Below are 22359 nucleotides of genomic sequence, written 5' to 3' on the forward strand. Positions count from 1 at the left end.
CCCAAAAGAAAACGAATTTTCCATTCCTATTATACAACGTTTGCCGTCGAAAAAAGTTTCGGCTGCAAGCAGGAATTTTCCGTATGAACCGCTAATGAAAGAAGTGAATCATGATTCAGCGAAAGGGGATGTTCACATGCCGACGTATACGTTGACCGCTTTTGAACGTGATGGGGAAAAACTGTTGGATGAGACGTTTGAGGCGGCCAATGATGAAGAAGCAAAAAAAATTGGCGAACAAATGCTGCGTGAACGCGGCTGTTTTGACAAAACACATCGTTGCGTCAATGCAAGCGGCAAGCTGATTTTGTTTCACCGCTAAATGAAAGCACCCCGGGCGTCCCGGGGTGCTTTCATTTAGCGAAATATGGCTTTCATCATGTTCAGTTTTTCCTCTGTATATTCAGCAAAATGTTCGTTATACACTTTCGGCTCTTTCGGGTTTGCCTGGCGGGTGATCTTCCTTGTTTTCGGGTCGACGAATTTGCTTGACGCCCCGCAGCCGAGCCCGATAATCGACTGCTGCTCCTCCATGATCATAATGTTGTAAATGCTCTCTTGTCCCGGCAAGGCGTAGCCGACATTTTCGAGGTTGCCGAGAATATTTTTTTGCCGATACAAATAATACGGCACATAGCCGTGCTTGCGCGTCCACTCTTCGGCCGCTTTCATCATCGCTTGTATTTCTTCGCGGCCGGCGACTTTATATTTTTGTTTGTTTTTCGTCATTTCTGAAGCCCGTTTAAACGACAGCGTATGAACAGTGAGCGACTCGGGCATGAGCCGTTCCGTCTCGGCAAGCGTATGCGTAAACTCCGGCAGCCCTTCGCCAGGCAAGCCGATAATTAAATCCATATTAATGTTGTTCATCCCCATTTGCCGCGCCAAGTGGAACTTGTTGATCGTTTCCTCAACAGTATGATGGCGGCCGATCGCTTTTAACGTCTCTTGGATATACGACTGCGGATTGATGCTGATGCGGTCGATCTGCCATTTTTTCAAGACGTCCAGCTTTTCTGGAGTAATCGTGTCCGGCCGGCCCGCTTCGACGGTGATTTCACGGACGCGGTCGACATCCGGAAATACGTTGTACATATGGGCGTACAGCCGGTCCATTTCCTCGGCCGTAATGCTCGTCGGCGTCCCGCCGCCGTAATAAATCGTCGTAATCCGGATGCCGCGTTCGCGCAAAAAGCGGCCGACCGCTTCCATCTCGTAATGAAGCCCGGCTAAAAAGGCGTCAACCGACCCTTGACGGCCGTTGATCGCATACGCCGGAAACGTGCAGTACGCACATTTCGTCGGACAAAACGGAATGCCGATATAAATGCTCACTTCATGGGCTAAATCGTACAAGTCCGGCACCACCGTGAGCTGGCGGTCAACGATCGCTTGCATGAGCTCGATTTTTTCTTTTGTTACTAAATATTCTTGCGCCAGCTTCCGATGCGCCTCTTCTTTCGTCATCCCGGAACGCAGCAGCTGATGAAGCAGCTTCACCGGACGGACGCCGGTTAAAATGCCCCACGGCTGAACGATGCCGGTATAGCGTTCAAGAAGCGTGATATACACATGGAAAACCGCGTTTTTCAACTGTTTTTCGCGCGCTTTCCCATCGGATTCGATCGGCGCCTCATGCTCATGCCCGGCCTCCTCGACGCGCCCGGACGTCTTGTCGGTCAGCGTTCCGGAAACGGTGATGCGGCCGTTTTCGTTAACAGTAAACGAAACGGAGACATCCGCTTCCGGAAGCGGTGCAAATGAAAGCGCGGGCGATTCAAAAAACAGCTCGCTCATCACTTCGAGCGGACGCTGAAACCGTTCGGGATTCGGCAGCCCTTGAATTTCGATACGCACGTTCATCACCTTTTCTGTCAAACTTCTTTCAGTGTACAGAACTGCCGTTTCCCCCGTCAAGCGGAAGAATGCACCTCCCCCGCCTTTATAGAAAGGCGTCGCTTCGAGCCGGGCGATGGAACAATCAACGATGCAAAAAGGCCACAGATGGTTTCTCGATGGCGGTTTCAGAAAGAAAACAGAGGTCCCCAAAACAACGAGACCCCCTTTTTTCAATAGGCTATATATACATTGAACGGTTTCACCATTCGATATCTTCTGTTCCACTAGTGAGCAGACCGCCTTTTGCATCAGCCCTTGCCGTTTATTGTTTCGTTTTAAGTTTTTGCAAAAATTCGATTCGCTGTTGTTTGCGGAAATGTTCTTTTACCATGTAAGCGACGCCGAGCTGTTCGTTCGAGCGCGTCACCCAGTCGGCGGCCCGCTTCACCTCGGCTGGCGCATTGCCCATGGCGACGCCAAGCCCAGCCACCTCAATCGCCGGCAAGTCATCAACGCCATCGCCGATCATCACCGTTTCTTTCAGCGATACGCCGATATGCTGAGCGAGCCGGCGCAGCCCAGCGAGCTTGGATACGCCTTGCGGGACAATTTCCATTTTTCCGCCCGGCTGCATAATCATATCAATGGACGGAACGGATTTCGCCAGCACGGCAGCGGCCTCGTCCCGCTCCGCATCCCCGGCAAAATAGACATCGATTTTCGGCACGGCCACCGGTTCGTCGATCAGCACATCGCCGAGCGAATCGACAAACTGGGTCGGGTAGAAAAACGGATCGCTTGACGAGAGCACTGTCTGCACGACGAGATTTTTTTTCACTTTTTTCCGGTTGCCGAGCGAATACCGCTCATGCATCAGACGAATATTGCAGTTAAAGTTTTCCAAAATCTGCACAATGTTAAACGTCCGCTCTTCTGGAATTACCGCCTCAAACAGCTTGTCATCAAGCGTTTTGCCGATGATCGCCCCTTGAAAGGTGATGAGCAACCCATCAAGCCGCAGCGCTTTGGCCACTTTGCGGGCGGAGAGCAAATTGCGGCTCGTGATTAATGTAACGTAAACCCCTTTTCGCTTCACATAGTCGACCGCCTCTTTCGTTTCGCGTGGCAGGCGGCCGTTATTTTTCAAAATGGTTCCATCGATGTTGAGCGCTAACAGCTTATACACGGCTGTCTCCCCCTTTTGTCCGTCCCTCGTTTTCCGTCAACTTCCTTTGACGCCGCCTCTTCATCTGCCAGCGGCAGCTTTGCATTTCCTGTCATTCACATGACTATGACAGAACGGACAAAAAAAGAACACCCGACCGGGTGTTCTTTCCTATTTTTCTCCCATCAACGAACGATGCAACTCTTCGAGCGGTTTCATGGCGATTTGTTGGACTTCAGCGATCGTCATGCTCATTTGCTGCTCTAGTGCCATCAAGCGAGCTAATTTGGCGTTTTGCTGAGCGAGCGCCATCGCCTTTTGTGCCTGTTCAATTTCATCCGGCAAGATGGCCGCTCCGCGCATTTGCTTTTCGTGAAGCCGGAGCTGGATGTCGCGGAAGTTGGCAAACAGCCGGTAGGCGGTTTCATCGCGGCAAACATCTTCGTACGCGTGTTTCAGCTGCTGAAATGGCTGGCTCGCCCGAATCGCCTGCTCAAGCTGTCTGGCGAGCGCGTGAAGAGATTCAGACATAAAAAGAGCCTCCTACATAAATATCGTTCACGTTCTAACGTATGCGCCGGGGGGCGGCGATATGCCTAAAGCTACAGCCATAAACCGATCGTGCCTTGAACGGCGCCGATCAGCGCGCCAAGCAAAGCGCCCAAATACGTAATCATTTTCAACTCCCGGCGGGCAATTGATAAAATGATCGCCTCTAATCTCCTTAGTGAAAACGACTCCACTTGATCGCGGACAATGTCTGCCAATCCAAGCTGCGCCACGATTCCCTCGATCTTATCACCGAGCACCTGGATCGCTTTGTCCGTCGCCTGTGGAACGAGGCGGTCAAACAATTCCTGTTCATACGGAGCGACAAGCTCGGCGATGGGACGGTGCAGCCAGCCGTTGCTCCGCACAAGACCACAGGCGGCGGCGCGCACCGCCTCGTGAATGCGTTGGCGGCCGATCATCCCTTCCACAGCGGCCAGCGGATGGCTGATCCATTTGTTCCATTCCGTCCAAAGGAGGCGGGCCAGCATCGCTCTCGTACCGGCATGGCGTAAAAATTTGCTCAGCTCTGATTGCACTTTATCTACGAGATTGACATTGCCGAGCAACATGTGCAACATGCCTCCGACCATCCCTCTCTCTTGGAAAAAGCGGTCAACCATGCCCGCCAGCTGCCGTTTTCCTTCTTCGCTGCTGAAATAGTCGAGCACCCGGTCAGCCAAGTAGTCGGCCAATGTGTCGATGCGCGCCTCCATCGCCCCCTTCAATTCCGGCGGCAATAGATCGCGAATAGGCCGCAGACGCCACGTTTCCCCCCATCGTTCATACGCCTGCTCCGCTTGTTCAGCTGCCAGCTCACTAAGCCGCTCATCAGGCGAATGGATGCCGAGGCGTTCAAGCAGCTGGGTCGGTGTTTCCCGGCGCGAAAGCCACCGTTTCAACCATTCGCGCCCCCAATCAGCCACCCCCGCCGCGAAGGCAGAATCGGTGAGCTTGCGCCGCAGCCCTTCCGGCGTCACTAAATGCTCAACGACCGTTTTCCCGAGCTGTTCGGCGAGTTCCCGTTTCCGTTTCGGGATCAAGCCAGGGGTGAATGGCATCCGCTTCCCGCCTATGTAGATCGGCTCATACGGGCGAAACAACATGACGATCGCGATAAAGTTCGTCACCCCGCCGATGAGCGCCCCGACTGCCATCATAAACACCAAATAAACGAACGTGTCCATCGTCTTCCCCTTTCGTCCGTGCCGCTGTCACCAAACGGCCTCCCTCATCATACGATACGGTATAAACGTTTGCCTAATTTTCCATTATAGAGCTTGCCTGACGAATGCGCAAATGAGGGACTGCGATGAGCAAACAACGAACCGTTGCCGTGCTGACGGAAATAAAGGAAACAAGTGAACAAACATCGTTTGGCTCTATTCATCGTTTTTGCGAAGAATTGGCGCAATATGGGAAAGAGCGCGGCCTCTTTTTTTACGTCACATCGCCGTCGCTTTATTTGCAGCGCATCGGCTATCAATGGATTGACGGCGAGTGGGCGAAACGGGACGTGCCTCCGGCTGACGTGGTCTACAACCGGCTTCACTCGCGGCAATCGGAACATTCTCCTTTGTTCGCTGAATTGCTCATCCGTCTTGCCGAGGAAGGCGGGGCGATGTTCAACCACCGTTTTTTGCATAAATGGGAAGTACACCGCCTGTTCGAGCGTCACGAATACTTGCACCCGCATTTGCCCAAAACGGCGTTATGGAGCAGCGAAGATGTGCTTGAGTCATTTCTCGCCGCCTTCCCAGCCGTCTTTCTCAAACCGATCCACGGCAGTCAAGGACGGGGGATCTTCTGCCTTGAACGTTCAGACGGCGGAATTCGCCTTCGCCATTCCACTTCCGCTTCAACAGCCATATACAGCTCAACAGACACATTAGCTTCCGCTTTACGGCGACGAACGAAGCTGCCAATGATCGTCCAACAAGGGCTTGAGCTCCGCACGCTTGACGGCCGCCCGGTCGATTTCCGGCTCCTTTGCCATCGCGTCCGCAACAATCATTGGCGCGTCACCTCAGCCGTTGCCCGCGTAGCGCCGCCCGATCAGTTTGTGGCCAACCTCGCCCGCGGCGGGGAACTGATGGCGATCAATGCGGTATTGCGGAAATGGCATACGGCGCCGGACGCCTTCCACCAAAAACAGCTTCTCAAAGAAATTGCGATGGAAGCAGCGGCTGTGCTCGCGCTCGAGGCGGAAGGGCTGTACGGGGAGTTTGGCATCGATCTCGCCATCGATGTTCATGGCCAGCCATGGATCATTGAGGTGAACACAAAGCCGTCGAAACAGACAGAAACGACGGCCGCCTCACAAACCGTTCGCCCGTCGGCGAAAGCGATTATTGACTATTGTTTGACACTGATAGAGGAAAAGGAGTGAACGACATTGATTTCACTCGGTTTTGTCACCCTTGACGAACAGCAAGAGCGCGGGTATTGCACCGAGGTGGCCAAACGCGCCGGGCGCTGCGGCATTTCGGTTTGCCGTTTTTCACCGTTAAATATCGACCCGCAGACGGAATATGTTCACGGCTCGATCTTTCAGGCGGAAACGAGCGAATGGACCGACGCTGTCTTTGCTATTCCGCCGTTTTTATACGACCGTTGCTTTTACGGCTATGACGATCGTTCGAAAAAAGCGAAACCGATTATGCATTGGCTGAAGCAGCGGCCGGATCTAGTCTTTTTAGGCTACGGCCTGCCGGGCAAGTGGGAGGTGTACGAATCGCTTTCCTCTCACCCGCTTCTGTCAGCGTATGTACCGCCGACCATCCGCCTCGAGCGCGCCGATGACATGCTCGAGCTTCTCCGCCATGAACACGCCATCGTCGCCAAACCGGTGCACGGCTCCGGCGGACGCGGCATTTACATCATTCAAAAACAAGGGAAAACGCTGTCCGTCCAAGACGGGTTGGGCCAAGAACGGACGGTCATCGCCCGCCGGAAAGAACTCGAACGGCTCATCACCTCTTTGAATCGCCGCGACGGCTATGCGCTGCAGCCGCTTCTTCCGCTGTCTACTCCGGCGCGCGAACCGTTTGATCTCCGCTTTTTATTGCAAAAAGATGAAACGGGCCGTTGGATCGAACGGGTGCGGGCTGTGCGGATCGGACGCCCGGGAACATGGGTGGCCAACGTCCGCGCTGGCGCCGATATTCGCCCGTTTGCCGATTGGCTTGACCACTTGCCTTCTCCAAAGCGCATCCTGGTGGTTGACGGCATCGAAACGATCATTCGTACACTGCCGACTTATATCGACAGTGAATTCGGCCCGCTGTTTGAGATCGGCTTAGACCTTGGCGTGGCTAACAACGGAGCGGTCTGGATTTTGGATGTAAATTCGAAGCCGGGAAGAAAAGTGATCAGTATTCTCCCGCCGGAGCAGCAAAACGACATCTATGAGGCACCGCTCCGCTACTGTTTGTTTCTAGCAAGCGAGGTGAATCACCGATGACATATACGTTACTCATTGATGACAAAGGAGAAAACACCGTCACCTTGCCGGCTTCGCTTCAGGCGGCCGGACAAACGGCGGCCGCGTTTGGCAGCCGGCTTGTCCCGTGCCGAATCGTTTCCTCTTCCGCACTTACTGACTGCGTGGTCATAACAAGCGACATCGCCCGGCGCCTGTCCATTCCGTTTGTTGCTAACGTCCATGTCTTTTTGACGGCGGAGGCCGTCCATGTCGGCCCGCTCGTCGGCATTTTGACCGCCGGGTTCACCAAGTCGCTCCATCGCCCAGTTGGGAACCGAAGCTTCTTCTTCGCCAAGTTGCTCGCACAAGAGAAGCAAGTCGGCGGGTTTGCTTTTTTGTTCGGCACTTCTCATATCGACTGGGAAAACGGCATGGTCAACGGCTATTTTTATACGGAACGAGGCTGGGAGCGACATGCGGTGCCGCTGCCGACCGTGATTTATAACCGCCTGCCGAATCGACGCATCGAAAATGACGAGACATTTCAAACGATCACTGAGACGCTGCAAACCGCCTACGGCATCCCGGTCTTTAATGGCCATTTTTTCAACAAATGGGAGATTTACCGCCGGCTTGCCTCCCATCCCGAAGCGCAGCCGTACTTGCCGGCGACAGCCGCCCATATCACCTGGCAGACGGTTGACCAGTTTCTTGCCCGCTACACAGAAGCATACGTAAAACCAGCCGACGGCAGCCTCGGCCGAGGCATCTGCCATTTAGTGAAAAAAAACAATGTCTACGAATGCCGTTTTCGCGATGAACAAGGGGAAACGAAAACCGCTCTGTTTCCGACCGCTATGGCATTATGGCACCACTTGCTCGCCAATGCGCCGCTTCACCGCTATGTCATTCAGCAGGCTGTGCCGCTCATGACCGTCAATGGCCGGCCGACGGATTTTCGCGTCCACACCAATAAAAACGAATACGGTCAATGGCAAGTGAGCGCCATCGCCGCCAAAATCGCCGGGAAGCAAAGCATCACCACCCATATGAACAGCGGCGGAATCGTCAAAACGCTCGAAGAAATTTTCCCGGACACCGCCCAACGTGAAACCGTGCTGACCCGCCTGCATCATGCCGCTCTCACGCTTAGCCGTTGCCTTGACGAAACGTCGGAAACATTGATCGGTGAAATTGGCTTTGATCTCGGTGTGGATAAACAAGGGAGAATTTGGATGTTCGAAGCCAACTCCAAACCAGGACGCTCGATTTTTCAGCATCCGGGTCTTAAAGAAGCGGATGAGCGCACGGTGCTGCTGCCGCTTGCTTACGCTGTCCATCTAAGCAAAACGGCCATCACCGAACCAGAGGCGCTTTGGCCATGATCACCATCGGTTACCGGCGCGACACTGGCGAGTGGGTTTGCGAGGAAGGGAACGTGCTTTACCGATTTGGCAACAGTCGACTCGCTTTCGTCTCTCCCCTTCCTGATCTCACTTTTGCTGTCCGTGCGCAAGGCGGGCGGGTCGGGCCGCTTGTCGGCATTTTGATCAGCGCCTCATCTATTCCAGCTTTGCTTGACGGGAGAAAGCGGTGGCTTGAGTCCGTCATCCGCTCGCTCCATGATGCCGGCGGCATCGCCATCGTCAGCGCCGCCGCCGGCATCGGTGAGAAAACGGTCTCCGGCTATGTATTCGTCCCGTCGCTCGAGCGTTTTGTCGAGGCATCGACTCCGTTGCCAGACGTCGTCTACAATCGGGTGAAAAGCCGCGACGAAGAACAAAACGCGCCGTTTCAAACAGCGGCCGCAAGGCTTGCTGCCCATGGCATCCCGCTTGTTAACCGTTCCTTTTTCCGCAAATCGGACGTTTACGACGCGTTGCGGGCTGACCGTCGGCTTTGGCCGCATTTGTTGCCGACTGCGCCGATTGACACAGTGGACGATGTGCGCGCTTGGCTTGCTCAGTACGGCTGCGTCTATGTAAAACAAGATGACGGCTCAAGGGGAAGCGGTTTGCTCCGTCTCACCTCCTTGCCCGAAGCGGCGGCCATCTGCGAATCCCCCCGCGGCCAAACACGGCTCGGATCGCTCGATGAGCTGGCGCCGCTTGTCCAATCTTGCCGCTACATTGTCCAAGCAGCAGCTGACACCGATACATGGAACGGCCGCCGTTACGATTTGCGCGTGCTTGCTCATTGGCAGCGCGGCTGCCACACCATTACCGGCATCGGTGTCCGCCTTGCCGGAACGCAGTCGGTGACCACCCATGTCTTTCATGGCGGAACGGTGTTGCCCTACACCGAAGTCAAAGAACGGATCGATGAACAGGCGCTCGAGCAGCTGATTGCGCTTAGCGGCGAACGGCTTAGCGAGCGGTTCGGCCTTGTCGGCGAATTTTCCGCCGACATCGGCGTCGGCCGCGAGCGGCAGCTGTACATTTATGAGATCAATGCGAAACCGATGGTGTTTGATGAATCGGCAATTGAAGCGGAGCGGCATAGACGGCTCAATCAACTGTTCGCCGAATTAGCTCATCTTGCGCCATAGCTAAAAACGCACCGCTGTACTGAAGCGCCCGGCGAAACACTTGGTCAGCTGCCTGTTTGGCCGCACCGCCCAATCGTCTGCTAATCTCCTGGCATAACTTTGCCTTTTCCCATTCTGCTTCAGCAAGGGATTGCAGCAAATCAAAACGGCTGGCATCCGCTTCTTTTTCCCCCTTTGCTTCACCGTATTCCACGTCAACGCCAGCCGCTAAATAGTACACATATTGCCAGAGCCGCTGCTGCCGGCGGGCCTCATCGAAGTAGCCAGCCCATGTTGGCTCGTCCGCTTCGAGCTCGGCAAGCTGTCTTGCCTTTTTCTCGGCCGCGGTCGTTATGCCGATCAGTTTTTTAATGGGAACGATCATGCCGGATCACTCCTCCCTCTCTGTTTCTGCTCTATCCATATGACGGCAGCGGATAACGTATGCCTATTTGGCGCAAACTAGGAAAAACAATGAGGAAGGAGCAAAACGATGGAACGGAAAGAAGCCGGACGCCAAGACGCCTTATACGAGGGGCGCGACGAATATTATCTGGATATCGACCGCATGATTAATGAAGGAATGGCGGGCGGCGTCGTGCACGGCCGCGGCGATGAGGTCAATATCGAGGAAGCGCGCGATCTTGTCAAAGAGGAACCGCCTTATGAAGCAGGCGAGTGACCGACGAGCCGACTTTCCCTCCGCCGGGAAGTCGGCTTTTTGTTATAATGAATGAAAAACGACAGAAAGGGTTGCGCCGCGATGTTAAAGGAGCTCGAATCGCTTTACGAAGGGGATATCGTCATTAACGGCCAGCCGGAACATCCAGAGGCATATGAATGGTTTTATACCGCTGACGGCAATGAAATTGGCATCGCCAAACAGCGGTTAACGAAGCGGGAACGGCAATTGTTGGCGCTGTTTTTGACCCCAGCCGAACACCGGCGGGAGCGGGAAAGCGAAGAGGAGCGGGCGTGGAAGCGCTGGATGGCGAGCGGCGACCCGGCGGCGCCCGCCATGCTGGCCGCTCCGTACTGCCGGCTGATTCACTTTACCGCCAACCGGCCGATCGCGAACAAAGCCGAGTTTACCGAAACAATCCGCAGCTTGTTTGAGTCCCCGATCACGATCGTTTGGGACAAAGACAGGGGCGGCCTGATCATCGAAGCGAGGCAAAAACGAACCGCTGAACTGCCCTTGCTGACGGAGATGGCTGACGCGCTCGCCGCCGATTTTTACGCTGCGATCCATCTATTTATCGGTCCGGTTCGTCCGGTCGACGATCGGCTATATGAATCGTTTCTCCTCGAAAAAGAATGTTTTGCCGCCGCCCGCCGCTTTTGGCCGAAGCAAACGGTGTATGGATGGGAAGATGTCATTCCACTTCCCCTCCTTGGCGCTGGCATCGATGAGAAGACTGCTCAACTCTTATCGTTTCTCGATGAGTTTGATGAAGACGAAATCCGGGCAATGGAGACGTTTTTGCAATGCAATTTAAACGTCTCGATGGCGGCGAAAAAGCTGTACATGCACCGCAACAGTTTGCAATACCGGATCGATAAATGGACGGAGCAAACCGGTATCGACATCAAGCGATTTAAAGGAGCAGCAGCGATCTACTTAGCTATTTTGCACCGCCGCAGCTCTTGATCCCCGATGCACCGTCTTGTCATGTCGCCGAAAACGAGCGGCATTTTTTGTGCATCTTGTCCATTTACGAATGTTCGTATTTTTCTATACACTAGTACTACAAGAAAACGATTTCAATAACAGGGGGATTCACAATGGCAGAACTCGTTCTCGATCATATTTACAAAATTTACGACAACAATGTCACCGCCGTCAAAGATTTCAACTTACATATTCAAGATAAGGAGTTTATCGTCTTTGTCGGTCCGTCCGGCTGCGGCAAATCGACGACATTGCGGATGGTCGCCGGTCTTGAGGAAATTTCAAAAGGCGATCTCTATATCGACGGCAAGCGGATGAACGATGTGCCACCGAAAGACCGCGACATCGCCATGGTGTTCCAAAACTATGCCCTTTACCCGCATATGAGCGTTTATGACAACATGGCATTCGGCTTAAAGCTTCGCAAGTTCCCAAAAGCGGAAATCGAGAAACGCGTCCGCGAGGCGGCCCGCATCCTCGGGCTCGAACAATACTTAGACCGGAAACCGAAGGCGCTCTCCGGCGGACAGCGGCAGCGCGTGGCGTTAGGGCGCGCCATCGTCCGCGATGCGAAAGTGTTTTTAATGGATGAGCCGCTTTCAAACTTGGATGCGAAACTGCGCGTGCAAATGCGTTCGGAAATCGCGAAGCTCCATCAACGCTTAGAAACGACAACCATTTACGTTACCCACGACCAAACGGAAGCGATGACGATGGCGACTCGCCTTGTCGTCATGAAAGACGGCGTCATCCAGCAGGTCGGGACGCCGCGCGAAGTGTACGAAAGACCGGAAAACATTTTCGTCGGCGGCTTTATCGGTTCTCCGGCCATGAACTTTATAAAAGGGACGCTGCAAGACGGCAAATTTGTTGTCGGCCGCACATCATTTGGCATTCCGGAAGGAAAAATGAAAGTATTGCGCGACCAAGGGTATATCGGCAAGGAAGTCATTTTAGGAATCCGTCCGGAAGACATTCACGACGAGCCGCTCTTCTTGGAGGCATCGCCGGCGACAAAAATTACGGCGCACGTTGAAGTCGCCGAGCTGCTTGGCGCCGAATCGATGATTTACTCGAACATCGACGGCCAGGAGTTCGTCGCCCGCATTGACGCCCGCACCGAGATCAAGCCGGGCCACCGCATTGATCTCGCTTTGGATATGAACAAAGCGCACTTCTTTGACATTGAAACGGAACGACGCATTCGAGCGGCGGACGAAAAGTAAGCCCCCCTTTTGTTTCTATATAGATGCAATAGGCTCTAGCGTTGTGCTAGAGCCTATTCTTTAATAAAGCGCACTTCCTCTTCCCGGCAGTGCGGGCAATAAAACAAGTGAACGCACTCATGGTTCGTATAGGTGCGCGGGTAACCGTCGACAAACTTCATGATGTCTGCATCCATATACGGACTGTAATCATCAAAATAGTCAGTAATTTTCCCTTGGTCTTCCATCGGCTGCCGGCAGTAGCTACAGTATACCGTCATCCGGCGCAGCCCGTTGCAAAGCGGGCATACATTCATGCTGCTTCCTCCTCTAAGATGCTCCTTAATTTTACATATTCCCTAATGATGACGGCGATAAAACGTTAAAAATTACCACATACCCACGATGAATAACGGGCTAAAAACGACCCAAACTATGAGTACCGCCAGCGGAATAGACCACCTGCCACAACGCCTATGCTGGCGAGGGCAAAAGCGGGTGGGCGTTGGGTTCAGCCAAGCTTGGCAGCGCGCCTTATGGCGTGCGGCGCTGGTGCAAATCCAGCCAACCCAGCCATCAAAACTTATAAGAGGAGATGATCAACTATGGCACGCAACAATAACAATAACCAACTGTTAGTCGCTGGTGCCCAACAAGCCATCGACCAAATGAAATTCGAGATCGCTCAAGAGTTTGGTGTCAACCTTGGCGCTGATACGACTTCCCGCGCGAACGGTTCGGTCGGCGGTGAAATTACGAAACGCCTTGTAGCAATGGCCCAACAACAACTCGGCGGCCAATTCGGCAACGTTCAATAACCATTTCACAGACAACTCCATATAGATGGCAAAAGCCCCAGGCGGTCAGCCTGGGGCTCTTTCATCTCGTCGTCACATGCCTCCTGCCTGCTCGGCGAGCGGTTGGCTCAAGGAGACGAGCACTTTGCGAATGCGTCGGTTATCCACTTGGCGGACAGTCAGCGTCAGTGGGCCATACTGCAACGTTTCGCCGACTGCCGGAATGCGCTCAAACATTTCAAAAATCCAGCCGCCTAACGTATGTGATTCGCTTTCCGGCACATCGATCTTCATCACTTCACAAAACTCGTCAAGCGGCAGTTCGGCGCTGAATTCAAAGCTATGCTCATCGATTTGGCGCACCGTTTTCACCGCTTCATCATGCTCATCCCATATTTCCCCAACGATCTGCTCGATAATATCCTCGAGCGTAATCAAGCCGGCCGTGCCGCCGAACTCATCGACGACGATCGCCATATGCACTTTGCTTTTTTGCAGCTCCGGCAGCAGGTCGGATACTTTCATCGATTCAACGACAAACAGCGGCTGGCGCAACAACTCGCGGATGCGCACATCGCGCTTTTGTACAAGCTCGCTGAAAAAGTCGCTTTCTGACAAAATGCCGATGACATTGTCAATATCCCCTTCATACACCGGAATGCGAGAGTACCGTTCTTCCAAAAACACGTCGCGGATCTCTTCAATCGGCTGATTCACCTCAACCGCCACCATATCGGCGCGCGGCGTGAAAATTTCTTCGACTAAAATTTCATCAAAATCGAGCGAACGTTGAATCAGTTCTTTTTCTTTGTTGTCAATAACCCCTTCTTCTTCACTCAGTTCGACCATCACTTTGATATCCTCTTCCGTGACAGCCGGCGCGGCAGCCCCGTTGGCGAACCGTCGGGCGATTCGTTCCCTCATGGCTTGGAACAATGCCGTTATGGGCGCCATTAGTTTCATCAGCCCGTAGGCGAGGCTGGCATACCGAATCGCGAGCGGTTCTGCCTGCTCTTTCGCCATCGATTTTGGCAAAATTTCACCGAAGACGACGGACAAGATCGTCATCACCGCAATCGAGACAAATAACCCCGTCTGTTCCCCAAGCAGTGAAGCAGCGATATGAATAAACAGCGCGACCGCCGTGATGCTCGTCAGACGGTTGGCAATCGCGAGCGCCAACAACGCGCGATCAAGCTGTTCGATCACCGCCTGCAGACGCTTGTTGTGTGGGCGCTCTCCCGCATAATGCTTTAACCGGGTTTTGCTTGCCGATGAAAACGCCGCCTCGGCCGAAGCGAACAGTGCGTTGACGAGCAGGAAAAGAAAAAACCAACCGAACAACCTTAACGGCCACTCTTCCAACGAATCTTCACACTCCTATAGGAACATGACTATGTTATTCATATCCATTTTTTCGCCGAAACATGCCTGTGCATGCAAAGTTTGCTTTACCGGGCGGAAGCGGCTGCACATGCCACGAGCCGTCGATTTCCGTCCTTCACTTTAAATATAACAAATTTTTTGCCAACTGGCTACAATGGACAGGCTTTGCTTCCATATAAACCCAAAAATAAAAACGCGCCGGAGCGCGCCAGCGCGTTTTAGGATTCAAGCCAACAAGATCCGATAAAATACACGAGCACCAACAATGAAGCGATGTTCAGCGTAATTGACCACTCAGCCATTCATCTTCCCCTCCCGTTTTCATCGTACCATATTGACGGGTGGAAGAAGCGGGAAAAGAAAGAATGCTTTTTGACAGTTTAGTGACAGTTGAAAACGAGGGGGCGCCTCTCCTTGCCATTAGCTTTACCCTAAATAACGATAATAAATCGTTTTCGCCTCTTGCACGTCTTTCGTGCCGTGCACGAGCGCACGGCCGTCGCCAAATACAACGAGCCGCTTGTCGCCGAGGGAAACGGAGACGAGATACGGATTGGCTTCGGCTTGAAGCCCTTGGCGGCGAAACAGCGCCGCTAATTCGTCTAAATCGTACTCACGCCGGCCAGGCGGGCGGATTTGGACGGAATCGCGCCCGCACAACACGGCGGTCTTCGTCTGCTGTTCATAAGAAAGGAACGGATAGGACGGATGATGGCCGCACGTCGGGCACTCATCGCGTTTCACCGCATCAATGCGAATGGCCGCGTATTCGTTCGTCCAAAGATCAAACGAGACGAGCTTTCCGCGCAGCGCTGCCCAGTCTTCCACTAAAATTTTCAGCGCTTCAGCCGTTTGATAACTGACGACCATTTGCACGGCCGGGCTAATAATACCGGCCGTGTCGCACGTCAAGCCCCCTTGCGGCACCGTTTCAAGCAGGCAGTATAGACAAGGGGTGCGCCCGGGGATGAAGGCGTAGCTCAAGCCGTAGCTGCCGACGCAAGCGCCGTAAATCCACGGAATGCGGTATTTATAGGCAACGTCATTCATGACCATGCGCGCATCAAAATTGTCAGTCGCGTCAATCAATAAATGCGGGCGCTGTTCAGCCACAAGCATCTCCAGCTCTTGTGCGCCGGCATCCCCAACAATGGCCTCAATGTTGACCTCGCTGTTCACTTGTTCGAGTCGTCGCTTGGCAGCGATGGCCTTTGGCAGCCGCTCTTTCGCGTCCGCTTCGCTATACAGCTGCTGGCGCTGCAAATTGCTCCATTCGACGTAGTCGCGGTCAATGATCGTCAATTTGCCGACCCCGGCGCGCACGAGCGCTTCGGCATTGCCCGTGCCAAGCGCTCCGGCGCCGATTAAGACAACATGCTTTTCCCGTATTTTCTTTTGTCCTTCCTCACCGATCGGGGCAAACAATTGCTGTCGGGAATATCGTTCGTTCAAACAACGCTCATTCCTTCCGTTGGGCTGCTCGCTGACGCGTATCGCTTTTTCGGAATGCGCCCGGCTTCATAGCCAAGCCGGCCCGCTTCAATCGCCAGCTTCATCGCTTTTGCCATTTTCACCGGATCAGCTGCGCTAGAAACGGCGGTGTTCAGCAACACCCCATCCGCTCCTAATTCCATCGCCAGCGCCGCATCCGCCGGCCCGCCGATGCCGGCATCGACAATGACCGGCACGGTCGCCTGCTCGATAATGAAGCGCAAATTGAGCGGATTCACGATGCCTTGTCCTGACCCGATGGGCGATGCTCCCGGCATGACCGCATGGCAGCCAAGCTCCTGCAGCCGTCTCGCCAACACAACATCATCGGACGTATACGGCAACACGATAAACCCTTCCTCAAGGAGCATTTCCGCTGCCTTTAACGTTTCAACCGGGTCCGGGAGCAGCGTTTTATCGCAGCCGATCACTTCTACCTTAATCATATCACATAACCCGGACGCTTTCGCCAACCGAGCAATGCGCACCGCCTCTTCGGCTGTTTTCGCCCCGGCGGTGTTCGGCAGCAGCTTATATTTGCTTAAGTCCAGCTGTTCTAAAAAGTTCGGCTGCTCTGGAGAGAAAATATTCATCCGCCGGACGGCAAACGTCAAAATTTCTGCACCTGATGCTTCTACTGCCTTTTTTTGTACATCCAAATTTGGATACTTGCCTGTGCCAAGCAACAGCCGCGAAGAAAATTCATATGGACCGATTTTCAACATCTCAACCGCCTCCTACAAAATGAACGATTTCGACGCGATCGCCGTTCGCGAGCGCCGTTATTCCATACTCATGCTTTTGAATAATGCGGACGTTGACTTCCACAATGGCCAGTTTATTGTCAAGCCGGAAATGAGAAAGCAAATCGCTCACCGTTTTGACTTCATCGGGCACCGTAACGGTCTCCCCGTTAATGATCAACGTCATTCGATCCCCACCTTTTCTTCTGTATGGCGCGTCAACGAAAACGGCGACAAATCAACTCCCAGCTCTTTTCGCTCGACTAAGTCCGCCATTAGACGCCCCGTAATTGCGCTAAGCAAAATCCCGTTTCGGTAATGGCCGGCAGCGACAAACAAACCGCGCCGTTCCGGATGTTCGCCGATGTATGGCAAGCCGTCTTTCGTCTGCGGGCGGATGCCGCTCCATGCCCTTAGCCATTCCGCCTGTTGAACGTCCGAAAGCAGGCGGGCAGCGCGGTGAAGCAAACTCATCACTCCGCCGGCGGACACGCGCCGGTCGTATGTGCCCGGAGTGGATGTCGCACCAATCAGCAACTGGCTGCCCCACTTCGGTACGATGTAGCAGCCGCTTTTCGCAAACACGGTCGTCTGCAACAGCGGAACCGGCGTGCGCACCATGACGCACTCCCCTTTGACCGGGTATACGGAAAGAGAAAGCCCAAGCAGTGCACCAAGCCGCGACGCCCAAGCGCCCGTGGCAATGACGACCGCCCCAGCGGCAAACGTTCCGCTCGTTGTCTCAACGAGATGGCTGCCGGCGTCGGAACGAATGTTTACCACTTCTGTATGCTCATATAAGCAGGCGCCAGCTGATGCGGCAGCGTGAGCGAGAGCGCTGGCCAAATCCGGAGCGCTCACTTGTCCGTCTCTTTCAATATACATGGCACCAACAATCGCTTCCGTTGAGAGGCGCGGCTCCATCTCAAGCGCTTCCTCCTTCGTCAGCCAGCGCACCGGCTGGTCGGTCGCACGCCAAAATGCATAATGGCGGCGAAGCTCATCCGCCTCTTCGTCCGTTGTCGCTATTTTGATCATCCCGTTTTCAACAAGACCGATGTCAATCCCGGTTCGCCCCTTCAACTCTTCCGCCAAGGACGGCATGAGGGCTCTGCTTTTTAAGGCGAGCGGCACGAGCGGGCTTGGCGCGGAAAACTCCGATTGTGCTCCGAGCATACCAGCGGCCGCGCTCGACGCCTCGGCGCCCATCGTTCCTTTTTCCAAAATCGCGACGCGGTGCTGCCGCTTGGCAAGCTCGAAGGCAACCGCCGCCCCGATCACCCCGCCGCCGACAATCGCGACGTCATAATGATGTATCGTCATGTGATCCTCTCCCCTTTAACCAATTCAGCAAGCCGTTTCGCCTCGCCGACCGGATCCGCTGCGAAAAAGACAGCCGACAACACCGCCACTCCCGCCGCACCTGCTTCTAACGCTTGGCGGGCATTGCCGGCATGGATGCCGCCGATGGCAATGACGGGAATATGTACAGCAGCGGCTATTTCTTTGAGCGAGTCCACGCCGCGCGGCGGCAACCCGGGCTTGCTGCTGCTTGGAAAAACATGGCCGAATAAACAAAAGTGGGCCCCGTCTTCTTCCGCCTGCCTCGCCTCCGCCAGTTCATGCACCGAGCAGCCGACTGCCAAACTAGGGAACGAACGGCGGACAGCGCGCACCGGCAGGCTATGATAGGCGAGTTGCACGCCGTGGACGCCGTACACAGCGGCAACATCGACCCGGTCGTTGACGATGATTTTTTTTGGCGGCACTCCGGCGCGAAGCAGCGCGGTGACAAACGCGGCAACCTCGCGCGCCGTTTTCTCTTTTTCACGAATATGAATGGCGTCGGCGTACGGATGGATGTGCTGACAAATGGCAGCGAACTCATCGGCCGCCTGCCGACCGGTCGAAACGAAATGAAGCATTCCCATCGCGATCCCTTTCTTTCTACCGTACATCGTTGATCGAAAGATACGGATAATGAATGCCGACATAATAAGAAGCAAACGACAACATGGCAAACAAAACAACAAACAATACATCGTATTTGCTAAACCCGATTTCATAGTAAAACGTGCGCGGACCGCTGCCGGAAAATTGTTTCGCCTCCATCGCCACCGCGATGCGCTGGGCGCGGCGGATGCTTTGCGACAAAAGCGGGATGGCATAGCGCTTCACCTTGCTAAGCCCGCCGCGGTTTGGGACGCCGCGCACCTTCAAAGCATAGTGCACAGTTTGAAACTCCTCCATCATCATCGGCAGCAAACGGACGGCCGCTAAAAAGCTGTACGCATATTTCGGCTTGAGCTTCAGCTGCTGCATAAGCGAATAAAACAGGTGCACCGGCCGGGTCGTCAAGGAAAAAATCAATCCCAACAGCCCGAGCGCCAAAGCGCGGAATCCAAGATGCACGCCGCGCCAAAAGCTCTCTTCCGTAACATGGATGAGCCCCCAGCGAAACCATGTCGTCGTTCCCTCACCAAACATCATCATCGATGAGGCGGTGGAAACAAAGATGAGAAAGAACGGCAAAAACAGCCAAGCAAGCACCTTCGCCGGATAGCCGGTCGCAAAGCAAAACAAAACAAAAAGGGCGAGAGAAAAATTGATGAGGACGTTCGGATTATGCATAAACAAAACGGCAAAAAAGAGAACAACGAGCACGATCAACTTCAAGCTCGGGTTCGTCTCATGAAGCCATGTCTCGCGGCGATGAATCTCCCATGTCACCGTCCCGCTCCCCCTTCGGCGAGCGCCAGCCGCCCGACGCCTAACCGCTCATCCCGGACAAGCGCTCCGTCTTCAATCACCCAACGCCTCGTCGCAAAGCGGCGGACGATTTGTTCATCGTGAGTGACCATCACAATCGCTGCCCCTTGTTCACGATACGACTCGAGCATTTCGAGCAAAGCGAACGTACTTTTCGCATCCTGTCCAAATGTCGGTTCATCAAGCAAAAAGAGGCGTTGGCCGGCAACGATTGAAGCAGCCACGCTCAATCGCCGCTTTTGGCCGACTGACAGCTGGTACGGATGCATATCTTGCTGCTTGGCAAGGTCAAATTCGCGCAAAAGACGGGCGACCGTTTCTTCCGTTTCCTCGGTTGAACGCCCCTCGAGCCGGAGCGAATAGGCGAGCTCATCGCGCACGGAATGAGTGACGAACTGAAACTCCGGATTTTGAAACACAAAAGCGATGTAACAGTGCAACGGCTGCCGCTGCTTGACATCCTCCCCTAACAGCCGATAGTCTCCTTGTGTACGGATCAGCTGCATGAGTGCGTGCAAAAGCGTGCTTTTGCCGGCGCCGTTTCGTCCGGTGACGGCAATCCATTCGCCTGCCCGCACCGTCGTTTCAGGGACGTTGATTTTCACTTCCCGGTTGCGAAAGCCGCGAAAATCGCGGAGGCAAAGGAGTTCCTCTCCTTCCCACCACTTCCGCCGCTGCGCCCTCCGGTCATATTCCTCCCAAACGCCCGGATGCCAAATGCCTTCGGCGCTCATGACATCTTTATATTCAGAAAATATTTTCCCCGCCTTTCCGTCAGCCATCACTTGCCCATCGCGGCCGAGCAGGACAATCCGGTCGACAAAGTCAAGGACATGATCGATTTTATGTTCGACGATGATGACCGTTTTGTCGCGGCCCACCTTCTTGACCGTTTGCCACACCGCCTTCGTCCCTTCCTCATCAAGCAGCGCGGTCGGCTCATCCAAAAACAGGACGTCCGGCTCAAGTGCGAGTACAGATGCGAGCGCCAGCCGCTGTTTCATCCCGCCGGAGAGAGTATGAATATCCGTATGCGGCGCGATTGCCAAGCCGACTTGATCCAACAGCGCGCGGATGCGGGCGGGCATCTCCTCGCGCGGCACACCTCTATTTTCAAGAGCAAACGCGATTTCCTCATCGGCGTACGGCATGCAAAATTGCGCATCCGGGTCTTGAAACACACAGCCCCACCGTTTGGGCAGCTCGAGATGCTCCGCCTTCATCGGCACATCGATCGAATTCGGAATGATGCCGGCCATCACTTGCAGCAACGTCGATTTGCCGCATCCCGATGGGCCGAGGAGGAGCACTTTCTCCCCGGCGGCAATCGACAGCGAGAAGTCGCGAAACAGCAGCTCATGATGTCCGGGGAATTTGAGGCGCAGTTGATCGATCGCAATCACATGTCTCATCATTTCCCCGCCGCCTCACCGGTTAAGCGCATCATAATCTTCCTTTGAAGCCGGCCGCCACATTTGCGTCACCCCGGTTTTCTCAAGCGCCTTGGCCAACGAGACAGCGAACACGCCGGCAATGAGGATGGCGCCGGCAAAGCGCGCCAGCAAAAAAAGCGCCATGTTCCAAGGGGTCAACGCCTCAATGTAGCCTTTGTAAAAGTCCATGATGAGCGAACCGACCGTCGCGCCGACCGCGCTTAGCGATACGACGAGCACATCAAACCGTCGATAGCGGAACGCCGCAAACACGAGCTCGGCAAACAGCCCTTGAATGAATCCATAAATGAGCACTTCAAGCCCCCATTGCGACCCCATGATCAGCTCGCCGGACGAAGCCGCCATTTCGGCAAGCAACGCCACCCCCGGCTTGCGGATGAGCAAATAGGCGAGCGAAGAAGCGATAAACCACATGCCGTAAATCAATTGGTCCGCATGAAACCCGAACACTTTCACCACTTCATATAATGGCCCCCATACTTTGTAAATGACGCCAAACACGACCGCAATCACAATCGTCGTCAAAATGTCTGCCAACTTCAATCCTTTGGTTGTCTTCTCCATCGCATACCTCTCCTTCCATGATTAAACCGTACGTCACTCGTTCACCGCCAGCCTGACGGACCGCCATCGTTCGAGCCGGTACGCCATGTCCCAAAACTCATACTCATATTCGCTGCTGATCAAGAAATGCTGCTCCATCCGCCGCCGATCCTCTTCTGTGACAGCGGCAGCGATGACATCAAGCCGGGCGATCTGCTCTTCGACAAGCGAACGGAACCAATCAGAACTGTATGCACCGATCCATTTTTCGTAAATCGGGTCATTCGGTTGGCACGTTTTCAATCGTTCGCCAATTTCATAGTACAGCCAATAGCAAGGCAAAATGGCAGCGATGACGTCCCCTAAGTGTCCTTCGTACGCAGCACGGTACATATGAGAAGTATAGGCGTACGCCGTCGGTGCGGGAACAAATGCTGCCTGCTCCTCTTCTGTAATGTTGAGCAGCTCGGCGAACGTTTCATGCAGCGACAACTCCGCCTCGCATGTGCTTTGCGCATGATGCGCCAACCGAGCGGTCGAGGCCAAATCCGGCGCCTTTGCCGCCCCGATCGCCTGCACGCGGGCGAAATGGCGCAAGTAATACGCATCTTGCATCACATAATAGCGAAATTTTTCGCGCTCGAGCGTTCCTTGGCCGAGCTCTTGAACGAACGGATGACGAAAACTCGCCTGCCAGATCGGGTCGGCGGCTTCGCGCACTCGCTTGGCAAAGGACATCCTTCCTCCCCCCTTTTTCGCAAAATAAAAACGCCGCTTCCTTTACCGACTAGCGTA

At 54.3% G+C, this 22359-nt stretch carries 25 protein-coding genes; 9 read left to right on the forward strand and 16 right to left on the reverse strand.

What is annotated here, in order from left to right:
* Window positions 1-136: 136 nt before the first annotated feature.
* Complete coding sequence (locus tag IC803_RS13930; RefSeq protein ID WP_081207709.1) at window positions 137-322, forward strand: YhzD family protein; 186 nt, start codon at window positions 137-139, stop codon at window positions 320-322.
* 35 nt (window positions 323-357) lie between these two features.
* On the opposite strand, the gene IC803_RS13935 is transcribed toward IC803_RS13930, so the two are convergent.
* The 4 genes from IC803_RS13935 to IC803_RS13950 all read right to left on the reverse strand — a co-directional run bounded on the left by IC803_RS13935 (window position 358) and on the right by IC803_RS13950 (window position 4740).
* Window positions 358-1863 (reverse strand): coproporphyrinogen III oxidase, encoded by a 1506-nt coding sequence (locus IC803_RS13935; protein ID WP_081207824.1) that lies wholly within the window; start codon window positions 1861-1863, stop codon window positions 358-360.
* 298 nt (window positions 1864-2161) lie between these two features.
* Window positions 2162-3025 (reverse strand): Cof-type HAD-IIB family hydrolase, encoded by an 864-nt coding sequence (locus IC803_RS13940; RefSeq protein WP_081207708.1) that lies wholly within the window; start codon window positions 3023-3025, stop codon window positions 2162-2164.
* Between the two features lie 150 nt (window positions 3026-3175).
* Complete coding sequence (locus tag IC803_RS13945; protein ID WP_081207707.1) at window positions 3176-3535, reverse strand: YlbF/YmcA family competence regulator; 360 nt, start codon at window positions 3533-3535, stop codon at window positions 3176-3178.
* A gap of 71 nt (window positions 3536-3606) precedes the next feature.
* Window positions 3607-4740, reverse strand: a complete 1134-nt coding sequence (locus tag IC803_RS13950; protein WP_081207706.1) for a DUF445 domain-containing protein — start codon at window positions 4738-4740, stop codon at window positions 3607-3609.
* 125 nt (window positions 4741-4865) lie between these two features.
* Here IC803_RS13950 and IC803_RS13955 point away from each other — a divergent pair, with 125 nt between their 5' ends.
* From IC803_RS13955 to IC803_RS13970, 4 genes are read left to right on the forward strand one after another with little or no spacing between them, the layout of a single operon-like run.
* Complete coding sequence (locus IC803_RS13955) at window positions 4866-5942, forward strand: YheC/YheD family endospore coat-associated protein (RefSeq protein ID WP_081207705.1); 1077 nt, start codon at window positions 4866-4868, stop codon at window positions 5940-5942.
* Window positions 5943-5948: 6 nt separating this feature from the next.
* Window positions 5949-7016 (forward strand): YheC/YheD family endospore coat-associated protein, encoded by a 1068-nt coding sequence (locus IC803_RS13960; protein ID WP_081207704.1) that lies wholly within the window; start codon window positions 5949-5951, stop codon window positions 7014-7016.
* On the forward strand, window positions 7013-8362 hold the full coding sequence (locus tag IC803_RS13965) for a YheC/YheD family endospore coat-associated protein (protein ID WP_081207703.1): 1350 nt from the start codon (window positions 7013-7015) through the stop codon (window positions 8360-8362). The genes IC803_RS13960 and IC803_RS13965 overlap by 4 nt, the downstream gene beginning before the upstream one ends.
* A complete protein-coding gene (locus tag IC803_RS13970; RefSeq protein ID WP_081207702.1) occupies window positions 8359-9525 on the forward strand; it encodes a YheC/YheD family endospore coat-associated protein in 1167 nt (388 codons plus the stop codon). Before IC803_RS13965 ends, IC803_RS13970 begins: the two co-directional genes overlap by 4 nt.
* Here the strand turns inward: IC803_RS13970 and IC803_RS13975 are convergent.
* Window positions 9485-9889: a hypothetical protein gene (locus tag IC803_RS13975; protein ID WP_081207701.1), complete on the reverse strand. Its 405-nt coding sequence runs from the start codon at window positions 9887-9889 to the stop codon at window positions 9485-9487. The genes IC803_RS13970 and IC803_RS13975 overlap by 41 nt on opposite strands.
* Window positions 9890-9997: 108 nt before the next feature.
* Between IC803_RS13975 and IC803_RS13980 the strand changes: the two genes are divergently transcribed.
* The 3 genes from IC803_RS13980 to IC803_RS13990 all read left to right on the forward strand — a co-directional run bounded on the left by IC803_RS13980 (window position 9998) and on the right by IC803_RS13990 (window position 12402).
* Window positions 9998-10186 (forward strand): hypothetical protein, encoded by a 189-nt coding sequence (locus IC803_RS13980; protein WP_081207700.1) that lies wholly within the window; start codon window positions 9998-10000, stop codon window positions 10184-10186.
* A gap of 81 nt (window positions 10187-10267) precedes the next feature.
* Window positions 10268-11155: a PucR family transcriptional regulator gene (locus IC803_RS13985; RefSeq protein ID WP_081207699.1), complete on the forward strand. Its 888-nt coding sequence runs from the start codon at window positions 10268-10270 to the stop codon at window positions 11153-11155.
* Window positions 11156-11289: 134 nt separating this feature from the next.
* The gene (locus IC803_RS13990) at window positions 11290-12402 is read left to right on the forward strand and encodes an ABC transporter ATP-binding protein (protein WP_081207698.1); all 1113 of its coding nucleotides are present in this window, start codon (window positions 11290-11292) and stop codon (window positions 12400-12402) included.
* A gap of 53 nt (window positions 12403-12455) precedes the next feature.
* On the opposite strand, the gene IC803_RS13995 is transcribed toward IC803_RS13990, so the two are convergent.
* Entirely contained in the window at window positions 12456-12698 is a 243-nt protein-coding gene (locus IC803_RS13995) for a hypothetical protein (protein ID WP_063166671.1), read from the reverse strand.
* Window positions 12699-12986: 288 nt separating this feature from the next.
* Between IC803_RS13995 and IC803_RS14000 the strand changes: the two genes are divergently transcribed.
* Window positions 12987-13199: an alpha/beta-type small acid-soluble spore protein gene (locus IC803_RS14000; protein ID WP_008881613.1), complete on the forward strand. Its 213-nt coding sequence runs from the start codon at window positions 12987-12989 to the stop codon at window positions 13197-13199.
* Between the two features lie 72 nt (window positions 13200-13271).
* Here IC803_RS14000 and IC803_RS14005 read toward each other — a convergent pair whose 3' ends face one another.
* The 10 genes from IC803_RS14005 to tenA form a co-directional block, all read right to left on the reverse strand.
* Window positions 13272-14543, reverse strand: a complete 1272-nt coding sequence (locus IC803_RS14005) for a hemolysin family protein (RefSeq protein ID WP_081207697.1) — start codon at window positions 14541-14543, stop codon at window positions 13272-13274.
* A gap of 447 nt (window positions 14544-14990) precedes the next feature.
* On the reverse strand, window positions 14991-16016 hold the full coding sequence (locus IC803_RS14010) for a thiazole biosynthesis adenylyltransferase ThiF (protein ID WP_081207696.1): 1026 nt from the start codon (window positions 16014-16016) through the stop codon (window positions 14991-14993).
* Window positions 16013-16780 carry a thiazole synthase gene (locus IC803_RS14015; RefSeq protein ID WP_081207695.1) on the reverse strand — a complete coding sequence of 256 codons (768 nt, stop codon included), beginning with the start codon at window positions 16778-16780 and terminating at the stop codon, window positions 16013-16015. Before IC803_RS14015 ends, IC803_RS14010 begins: the two co-directional genes overlap by 4 nt.
* Before the next feature lies 1 nt (window position 16781).
* Entirely contained in the window at window positions 16782-16985 is a 204-nt protein-coding gene (thiS, locus tag IC803_RS14020; RefSeq protein WP_081207694.1) for a sulfur carrier protein ThiS, read from the reverse strand.
* A complete protein-coding gene (gene thiO, locus IC803_RS14025; RefSeq protein WP_081207693.1) occupies window positions 16982-18121 on the reverse strand; it encodes a glycine oxidase ThiO in 1140 nt (379 codons plus the stop codon). The genes thiS and thiO overlap by 4 nt, the downstream gene beginning before the upstream one ends.
* Window positions 18118-18729 (reverse strand): thiazole tautomerase TenI, encoded by a 612-nt coding sequence (tenI, locus tag IC803_RS14030; RefSeq protein WP_081207692.1) that lies wholly within the window; start codon window positions 18727-18729, stop codon window positions 18118-18120. Before tenI ends, thiO begins: the two co-directional genes overlap by 4 nt.
* 16 nt (window positions 18730-18745) lie before the next feature.
* Window positions 18746-19528, reverse strand: coding sequence for an energy-coupling factor transporter transmembrane component T family protein (locus IC803_RS14035; protein ID WP_081207691.1), 783 nt, complete (start codon window positions 19526-19528; stop codon window positions 18746-18748).
* Window positions 19525-20979 (reverse strand): ABC transporter ATP-binding protein, encoded by a 1455-nt coding sequence (locus tag IC803_RS14040; protein WP_081207823.1) that lies wholly within the window; start codon window positions 20977-20979, stop codon window positions 19525-19527. Before IC803_RS14040 ends, IC803_RS14035 begins: the two co-directional genes overlap by 4 nt.
* A 15-nt stretch (window positions 20980-20994) precedes the next feature.
* Window positions 20995-21585, reverse strand: coding sequence for an ECF transporter S component (locus IC803_RS14045; RefSeq protein WP_081207690.1), 591 nt, complete (start codon window positions 21583-21585; stop codon window positions 20995-20997).
* Between the two features lie 33 nt (window positions 21586-21618).
* Window positions 21619-22302, reverse strand: coding sequence for a thiaminase II (tenA, locus tag IC803_RS14050; protein WP_081207689.1), 684 nt, complete (start codon window positions 22300-22302; stop codon window positions 21619-21621).
* Window positions 22303-22359 lie beyond the last annotated feature (57 nt).

The sequence above is a fragment of the Geobacillus sp. 46C-IIa genome (assembly GCF_014679505.1).
In the GTDB taxonomy this organism is placed as follows: domain Bacteria; phylum Bacillota; class Bacilli; order Bacillales; family Anoxybacillaceae; genus Geobacillus.

Coding starts and splice junctions, on each gene's coding strand:
- IC803_RS13930 (WP_081207709.1), top strand. CDS start 137: ATGCCGACGTATACGTTGACCGCTTTTGAACGTGATGGGGAAAAACTG.
- IC803_RS13935 (WP_081207824.1), bottom strand. CDS start 1,863: ATGAACGTGCGTATCGAAATTCAAGGGCTGCCGAATCCCGAACGGTTT.
- IC803_RS13945 (WP_081207707.1), bottom strand. CDS start 3,535: ATGTCTGAATCTCTTCACGCGCTCGCCAGACAGCTTGAGCAGGCGATT.
- IC803_RS13950 (WP_081207706.1), bottom strand. CDS start 4,740: ATGGACACGTTCGTTTATTTGGTGTTTATGATGGCAGTCGGGGCGCTC.
- IC803_RS13955 (WP_081207705.1), top strand. CDS start 4,866: ATGAGCAAACAACGAACCGTTGCCGTGCTGACGGAAATAAAGGAAACA.
- IC803_RS13965 (WP_081207703.1), top strand. CDS start 7,013: ATGACATATACGTTACTCATTGATGACAAAGGAGAAAACACCGTCACC.
- IC803_RS13970 (WP_081207702.1), top strand. CDS start 8,359: ATGATCACCATCGGTTACCGGCGCGACACTGGCGAGTGGGTTTGCGAG.
- IC803_RS13975 (WP_081207701.1), bottom strand. CDS start 9,889: ATGATCGTTCCCATTAAAAAACTGATCGGCATAACGACCGCGGCCGAG.
- IC803_RS13980 (WP_081207700.1), top strand. CDS start 9,998: ATGGAACGGAAAGAAGCCGGACGCCAAGACGCCTTATACGAGGGGCGC.
- IC803_RS13985 (WP_081207699.1), top strand. CDS start 10,268: ATGTTAAAGGAGCTCGAATCGCTTTACGAAGGGGATATCGTCATTAAC.
- IC803_RS13990 (WP_081207698.1), top strand. CDS start 11,290: ATGGCAGAACTCGTTCTCGATCATATTTACAAAATTTACGACAACAAT.
- IC803_RS13995 (WP_063166671.1), bottom strand. CDS start 12,698: ATGAATGTATGCCCGCTTTGCAACGGGCTGCGCCGGATGACGGTATAC.
- IC803_RS14000 (WP_008881613.1), top strand. CDS start 12,987: ATGGCACGCAACAATAACAATAACCAACTGTTAGTCGCTGGTGCCCAA.
- IC803_RS14015 (WP_081207695.1), bottom strand. CDS start 16,780: ATGTTGAAAATCGGTCCATATGAATTTTCTTCGCGGCTGTTGCTTGGC.
- thiS (WP_081207694.1), bottom strand. CDS start 16,985: ATGACGTTGATCATTAACGGGGAGACCGTTACGGTGCCCGATGAAGTC.
- thiO (WP_081207693.1), bottom strand. CDS start 18,121: ATGACGATACATCATTATGACGTCGCGATTGTCGGCGGCGGGGTGATC.
- tenI (WP_081207692.1), bottom strand. CDS start 18,729: ATGGGAATGCTTCATTTCGTTTCGACCGGTCGGCAGGCGGCCGATGAG.
- IC803_RS14040 (WP_081207823.1), bottom strand. CDS start 20,979: ATGAGACATGTGATTGCGATCGATCAACTGCGCCTCAAATTCCCCGGA.
- IC803_RS14045 (WP_081207690.1), bottom strand. CDS start 21,585: ATGGAGAAGACAACCAAAGGATTGAAGTTGGCAGACATTTTGACGACG.
- tenA (WP_081207689.1), bottom strand. CDS start 22,302: ATGTCCTTTGCCAAGCGAGTGCGCGAAGCCGCCGACCCGATCTGGCAG.